Source organism: Nonomuraea sp. NPDC046570 (genome assembly GCF_040645915.1).
Lineage (GTDB): Bacteria > Actinomycetota > Actinomycetes > Streptosporangiales > Streptosporangiaceae > Nonomuraea.
In genome coordinates, this window is the sequence record NZ_JBEYZF010000092.1 from 1 (window position 1) to 5350 (window position 5350).

A 5350-nucleotide genomic window follows, 5' to 3' on the forward strand; every position below is an offset into this window, starting at 1 on the left:
AGGGACAGGTCTCAGACACTGACCTGGATCACGGTCCCGACATCGCCGGGCCTCCCTTCTCGTGACCACTCAAAACGTGCGACCTCATGTCGCAAACGAACGTGTCCCCAGCCTCCAGGTGGCGGAGTGTACGCGGGGCCGTCCTATGGGTCCGAAGCCTCCGGCCAGCCTAGAGATCCGAACTCCGTACAGGCTCTAGCCAGGGAACAACGTACAACGACCCGCTGCCAGATTCGCGCGATCACCTGCGGCCAAGACGATACGGAGTTCGTTCAGGGCGAAGGTGCCGGAACGGACGCGCAGTGTCGATCAACGCGGCGACCTCCAGGGGGACGGGCCGGTGACGGTTAGGTTCGGTCTCCTCGGCGCGTGCGACGATAGCCGGCCTTCGTCTCAGGTAAAGATCGTTCGTCCTCGGCTTCGCCTGCGGGCGCTCCATCTTGACCTGATCCTCTGGTCGGCTGGTGGGCGCTTGTTCGAGGAGGCGGAGGGAAGAGGGGATGTCAGCCTGCTGCGGCTTTCTGGGCGGGTGCGGCTTGGGCTTGGGTCTTGGCCAGCCGGTAGGAGTGGGTGCCGGTCTCGATGATGTTGCCGCCGAAGGTCAGGCGATCGACGATGGCGGCGCAGAGTCGAGGTTCGGTGAATGTCTTGGTCCATCCAGAAAACGCCTCGTCTGAGGCGATCGCATCGTCCTGCTGATCACGCTGCCCTAACCCCTCATCGCCCGCAGGCCCGGCCAACGCGCCGGGCCGCCCCCGACCCGAAAGACGGTGCCCGCCATGAGTATCCCGCCCGACGCCCCGCTCGTCCGCATCGTCCTCGACCTCGACGCCGACGACCAGGAGGCAATCTTCAAGATCCTCGACCGCTTCATGGAGGTCGCCGGCGACGAGGGCGACGACCCCGACGACGAAGAGAGCGAGAACACGCACCTGCTCACCGCCAAGCGCGCCCGCATCGCCGAGCAGATCCCCGGCGCCCCGCCCGCCTGGATCTAACTCCCTGGACACCGATCCCCGGCCACCCCGACCACAGACAAGGAGAACCCGCCCCCGTGGAAGAGAGCGTCGCCGACCTGATCGCCAAGGCTGGCCTCCCTGACAACACCCCGCTCAAGGAGGCCATGCCGAAACTAACCTGGTACGTCACCAGCCCGCTCAAGGACGCGCAGCCGCCGATCACGACTCTCGGCGACCTCTCCGCCTGGTCGGACGCCGCGCTGGTCAAGCTCCCCGGCTTCGCCGCCGGCCATCTGACCAAGCTCAAGACGGAGCTGTCGCCACCAGGGACCCCCGACCTCGTACGCACGCTCGAGAACGCGGGCCTGAACGACGTCCGCCTGGGAGACCCGGGCGGGCTATGACGATGTCCTGGTCACCAGCCGGACGTGGGCACACTGCGGCGACGAGGAACAAGGCCCGGCCGCAGCCCGGCGCGGACTGTACGAGTTGGCCGAGCACGCGATCGCCATGGTCGAGGATCACGGCTTCCAGCACTCCGGGCAGCCGGAGGTCGTCATCGCCCACACCAGCAAGCTCGCCGGGTTCGGCCGCCGGAGCGGCTACGAACTCACGCTGCTGCTCAAGCTGCGGCCGCCCGCCGGTGACACCATGGAGACCCCGTCGGCGACATCCGCATCGTCGAATCCGCCAGCGTCCCAGAAGGAACCGCGTTCCTGGTCGCCTTCGGCGGCGTCCGACCGCGCGCCGATGTGCCCGTGTTGGAGCTCGGCGACGGCTTGGTCTGGGACACCCGATACAACGGCCGCCTCGAACACGCCGACGTGCCCGCCGCTGTTCCCCCGCCTGGAACGCGGCGGCAACAAGATCCACCCGTACGCCGGCCAAGGACGTCTTGGACAAACGTGCCGGCCAGGCTGGCACCAGCGCGGTGCGCCCGCACGACGCGCGCCGCACCTTCGTCTCCAACATGGGGTGCCGGTAACGCCTGATTGCATCGATCAGAAGCAGCAACGCTTGTTCACGAGTTCGAGCAACGCCAGCGGCTCAACGGGGTCGGGACTGTCGATGAGATTCAGCAACAGTGCAGAGACCCTCGGCGCCGTTTCATGACCTCTTTGCCCTGAATGTGTGAGGGCGAAGCTTGCCTGAGGCGCTCGCCCTCGTTCAACTTCAGCACCTCGAATGAACGCGGTCCGCGTCAGGGGGAGATCTTCACCGTACGCGCGGCTGCTGACTTTTCGGGCTCTGACCTACTCCTGATGAAGTGGTGGCAGAGCGCGAGTCGTAGTGGCCTGTAATTCTGCGGTCGCGCGCGGACACGTAGGGATTGAAACCCCCGAAGCGTTCGGAAGGCCTGACGAGGATGACAAGTGGATGAAACAGACGACCGGACCCGGTTCGAGGCCGTGTACCGGCGAACGTACGAGCAGATCCTCGGTTACGCCACGCGGCGGTGCTCCTGCGCCGAGGACGCGGCCGACGTCGTGGCCGAGACCTACGTGATCGCCTGGCGGCGGATGGCTGAGCTCCCGCACGGCGATGCCGGCAGGCTCTGGCTGTACGGGGTGGCCCGGCGGGTCCTGGCCAACCACCGTCGCGGCGAGCGGCGCAGAGCTACCAGGCACGCCGAGCTCACGGCCGAGGCCGAGATTCTCTTCCCGCCGCCCTCTCCCCTGGGCGGCCCTGATGAGGTGGGCAGGGCCATGGACATGCTCTCCGACGACGATCGCGAGTTGCTGACCCTGGCCGTCTGGGAGGAGCTCGACCCCGGGCAGATCGCCGAAGTGCTGGGCTGCTCACGCAACGCCGCCCGCACCCGCCTGCACCGGGCCCGCAAGCGCTTCACCAAGGCCCTGCAACAGATCCGCCCATCGGCCCGTCTCGAAACGCGGCCGCTCCTCGAGAAGGAGTCACGATGAACACCGACCAGATCCTCAAGAACCGGGCAAAGGTATTGGACGAGGACCTGGCCGACTGGGCGTCCTCCGCTGGGGCGGACGCGCTGCTGGCGGAGATCGTCCTGTTGGAGCAGGCTCCGGCCCAGCGACGACGCATGCCCTCTCCTCGCCGCATCCTGCTCGGCGTGGCCGCGAGCGCCGTCCTGGCGGGAGCCCTGGTCGTCGGGCCGTCCCTGTTTAGGGCGTCCGAGCAGGTGTACGCCAGCCAGGCCGTGACGATCGACCGCGACGGCGACATGTACGCCTTCTACATCACCGACGGTGATCCCACCCCCGCCGAGCTGGAGAAAGCCTTCCACTCCGTCGGTCTGGACAAGGTCACAGTGAAGCTGATCCCCGTGTCGCCGCAGGAGCGAGGACCTGTCTTCGGGTTCGACAGGCCCGACCTCGAGCAGGGCGCGTCGGCGACCGTGTTCGATTGCGCCGAGCGTGTCGAAGGATGCCTGAAGGCCTTCCGCGTCGCCGCGGACATCAATGGGCCCGCGCAGTTCTTCCTGGGCCGTCCCGCGAAGCCCGGCGAAAAGTACGCCTTCCGCGCCGACGCGAGCTGGCCAGGTGAGGCGCTGGCGGGTGTCAAGATCCAGGGACGTTCCGTCGAACAGGCGGTGCGCCTCGTACGCAAGCATGACTTGAAGGTGGCCTATGAGCTCGACTGGCCGGCGGGGAATGGGGGCAGGGACGGCCGCAACGAGCAGAACGTGCCTGCTTCTCGCATCGATCCCAGATGGTCGGTCTCGTCGGCTGAAACCTACAACGACGGCGTGATCGTTCTACGCGTCGTGCCAGGCCCGGACGCGACCCGGCCGCCCGGCTTCTGACCAATGCAAGATCGATAGACAAAAGCGGACCCCGGCGTCCCAACGAGAGAGGGCCCTCGGAGGCGGTGTCCCTCCTCGCCGGTAGCCCCGATGCATTGCTCGCATCGGGGGCTACCCGGCGAGGAAACGCCGCGTCCAAGGCCCCGTCTTTGTTATCCCGCGTTGGCGTGCTCAGCCTTCGCGCGGGTCCGTGCGAGCCGGTAGGAATCGGTTCCGGTTTCGATGATCGCGCCGCCGAAGGTGAGCCGATCGACGATGGCCGCGCAGAGCCGGGGGTCGGTGAAGGTCTTGGTCCAACCGCCGAAGGACTCGTTGGAGGCGATGGCCAGGCTGTTCTTCTCCTCGCGCTCCGTCAGCACCTGGAACAGCAGCTCAGCGCCTCGCCGATCCAGCTCCATGTAGCCTAGTTCGTCGATGCAGAGCAGGTCGACGCGGCCATATCTGGCGATCGTCTTGGACAACTGCTTGTCATCGGAAGCCTCGACCAACTCGTTGACGAGCTTGGTCGCCAGGGTGTACTTCACCCGGAATCCCGCCATCGCGGCCTCAGTGCCCAACGCGATCAGCAGATGCGATTTGCCGGTTCCCGAATCGCCGATCAGGCAGAGCGGCTGGCCCTTCTTCACCCACTCACACGAGGCCAGGGTATGGATCACGGCCGGGTCGATGCTGGCGTTGGCATCGAAGTCGAACTCGCGCAGTGACTTGTCGCGGGGAAACGCCGCCGCCTTGATCCGCCGCTCGGAGCGGCGCCGCGCCCGGTCGTCGCATTCGGACATCAGCAGCTCAGCCAGGAACCCGCGGTAGGACATCTGCTCGCGGGCGGCGGCCTCGGCGAGTTCGGGGAACTTCGCCCGGATGGTCGGCAGCCGCAGCATCCGGCAAGCCGTGTCCACCGCGGTCTCTGCAGCCTGCTCGGTCAGTCCGCGATTGCGGTTGAACGTCATTGCGTCTCTCCCTTGCTGGAGGAGCCCTGACCGCTGGATCGGCGGCGCAGTAGCTGGTCATAGACGGCCACCGAAGGCAGCGGCCGAGTGTCGGGCGGAAGCTGAGCCAGCCGCCGCGCTGTCAGTGACGTCACCGTGGCGTGCTGGGCGAGTTCCGGCGGCGGCTGCGATGAGGCCGTCGGCTCCGCCTGGTCGGCTTCGGCTGCCTTACGAGCTTCCAGCGCCACCGCATCGGCGGTCAGCGCGCCGGCGCGAAGCGCTGCGGCCATGCCCGCGACGAGGTGTTCATGAGTCATGTGGCGGCTCAGCAACAGCACCGCGACCAAGGCCTTGGTGCCCTCGGAATCGCCGTGGGCCTTGCAGGCGGCAGCCCACCACTGGTCATGGACGGGGGTGAAGCGCCCAGCTGCCCGAGCCTGTTCCAAGGCTGTGGCGCCCGGCAACGCGCCGGGCTTGCGCACCAGCGCTTCCAAGTAGTGATCCAGCACCAGGCGAGCCTGGCCCTTGGCCTTCAGCCGCTCGTGACGGGCGACCTCCTCCCGCCCGTCATAGACGACCAGTTCAGAGGCTGTTCCAGCTCCCGGATTCGGGCTTTGAGCTGCTTGTTCTCGGTTTCCAGCACGTCGTCGGACGATAGCGGCCCGTTTTCCGGCTCCTTTGCCGGC

Annotated in this window: 7 protein-coding genes and 1 pseudogene; 5 read left to right on the forward strand and 3 right to left on the reverse strand. The window is 67.1% G+C overall.

Going from position 1 to position 5350, the window contains the following annotated elements:
- Positions 1–503: 503 nt before the first annotated feature.
- Entirely contained in the window at positions 504–740 is a 237-nt protein-coding gene (locus ABZ911_RS42715) for an ATP-binding protein (RefSeq protein WP_358070291.1), read from the reverse strand.
- Between the two features lie 39 nt (positions 741–779).
- Between ABZ911_RS42715 and ABZ911_RS42720 the strand changes: the two genes are divergently transcribed.
- The 5 genes from ABZ911_RS42720 (at position 780) to ABZ911_RS42740 (ending at position 3738) form a co-directional block, all read left to right on the forward strand.
- Positions 780–998: a hypothetical protein gene (locus ABZ911_RS42720; RefSeq protein ID WP_358070294.1), complete on the forward strand. Its 219-nt coding sequence runs from the start codon at positions 780–782 to the stop codon at positions 996–998.
- A 56-nt stretch (positions 999–1054) separates the two neighbouring features.
- Positions 1055–1363 carry a hypothetical protein gene (locus tag ABZ911_RS42725; protein ID WP_358070296.1) on the forward strand — a complete coding sequence of 103 codons (309 nt, stop codon included), beginning with the start codon at positions 1055–1057 and terminating at the stop codon, positions 1361–1363.
- An 85-nt stretch (positions 1364–1448) separates the two neighbouring features.
- The gene (locus ABZ911_RS42730; protein ID WP_358070299.1) at positions 1449–2072 is read left to right on the forward strand and encodes a hypothetical protein; all 624 of its coding nucleotides are present in this window, start codon (positions 1449–1451) and stop codon (positions 2070–2072) included.
- A gap of 260 nt (positions 2073–2332) precedes the next feature.
- Positions 2333–2881, forward strand: a complete 549-nt coding sequence (locus ABZ911_RS42735; RefSeq protein WP_358070302.1) for a sigma-70 family RNA polymerase sigma factor — start codon at positions 2333–2335, stop codon at positions 2879–2881.
- A complete protein-coding gene (locus ABZ911_RS42740) occupies positions 2878–3738 on the forward strand; it encodes a hypothetical protein (protein ID WP_358070305.1) in 861 nt (286 codons plus the stop codon). Before ABZ911_RS42735 ends, ABZ911_RS42740 begins: the two co-directional genes overlap by 4 nt.
- A gap of 152 nt (positions 3739–3890) precedes the next feature.
- Here the strand turns inward: ABZ911_RS42740 and istB are convergent, their stop codons facing one another.
- Together istB and ABZ911_RS42750 are read right to left on the reverse strand one after the other, a co-directional pair.
- Entirely contained in the window at positions 3891–4685 is a 795-nt protein-coding gene (istB, locus tag ABZ911_RS42745) for an IS21-like element helper ATPase IstB (protein ID WP_358070308.1), read from the reverse strand.
- A pseudogene (locus ABZ911_RS42750) lies at positions 4682–5350 on the reverse strand (hypothetical protein); the annotation flags it as partial. The pseudogene ABZ911_RS42750 and the gene istB, both read right to left, overlap by 4 nt.